The following is a 1,048-nucleotide window of genomic DNA, read 5'->3' as shown; positions in this document are numbered from 1 at the left end:
TGACAGCGCACCCTCCCGCCAGCCCCCGGACCCTTCCTCGTTGAGGAGTGTCAAGCCGGACGGATCGACAAACCGTTACAACCAAACCCTGGCGCCTTCCTCGCGCCGTGAAAGCCTGCTCAATGCATGGCGGACCGCTCGTCGCGGCGGCCCATGGGGGCCTTGCGCGCGTGCGACGGCCGCTCGAAGTACTCCACCACCAGACCGCCGAACGGCACCCGGGGCCCATCCGCCTTCGGGTCCGCCATCCGCTGGAGCAGCGCCACCGCGCTGTCCACGGCCTCGTCAATCGCGCGGTTGATGCGCTGGCGCTCCGTGTCCCCACCGCCCAGGACCTCCAGGGCGTCCACCAGGCACCGCCGCAGCAGTGCGAACTCGTCGTGCAGGGCCCGCGCGCCACGCTCCGGCGCCAGGCGCAGCACCGCGCGGGTGCGGCTCCAGGGGCTGGACTCCACGCCCTCCAGCGTCAGCCCCAGCTCCCGGACGAAGGGCTCCACCAGTCCGTCCAGCAGGCTTGCGCCCGGCACGCCCTGGCCTTCGTGCGCCGCCAGCCGCATCCGCCGCCACAGGGCCGCGATGCGCTCCGGCTGCTTGCTGAAGACCCGGGCCGCCCCGGCCTTCTTCCGTCCCCGCTCCGCCGCCATGTCCGTTGTCGTCCGCATCGCGAACAAAGACATAGCAAGGGCTTTGCCAACGCCAGACGGTTGCTGGTTCCCAGTGAATCCGCCCATTTGGGCAACGAGCCCGCCCTGGAGGGTGGCCGGAGGACGTAAATCCTACGGGGCGGATGTTGAAAGGCTGGGGGCAGGGGAAGAACCTTCCCTGCCTGGGCACGCCGCGCCTCTCAGTGGAGCGTCGGCTTGGGCGGGCGGCCCGACGGGGCCTCGCCGTCCAGCTCGTACTCGCCGCTGGAGGCCTCCGGCTCCTCGTCCTCCATGTCCGGACCGTCCGGGCCTTCCGGATGGCCCGCGCCCGACTCCAGGGCTTCCGGCGCGCCCTCCAGGGCTTCCGGCTGGCTGGGGGCGGAAGGATTGGGCGGGGCCGCGGG

1 protein-coding gene and 1 pseudogene are annotated in these 1,048 nt (G+C 72.0%); both read right to left on the bottom strand.

The window, feature by feature from the left end:
• Positions 1-119 precede the first annotated feature (119 nt).
• The gene (locus D7V77_RS42120; protein ID WP_169822792.1) at positions 120-662 is read right to left on the bottom strand and encodes a hypothetical protein; all 543 of its coding nucleotides are present in this window, start codon (positions 660-662) and stop codon (positions 120-122) included.
• Positions 663-844: 182 nt separating this feature from the next.
• Positions 845-1,048 (bottom strand): annotated as a pseudogene (locus D7V77_RS42115) (hypothetical protein); the annotation flags it as partial.

Origin of the sequence: Corallococcus sp. CA041A, assembly GCF_003612075.1 — a bacterium.
GTDB classification, from domain to species: Bacteria; Myxococcota; Myxococcia; order Myxococcales; family Myxococcaceae; genus Corallococcus; species Corallococcus exiguus.
This window is presented reverse-complemented; position numbering and strand designations above follow the sequence as displayed.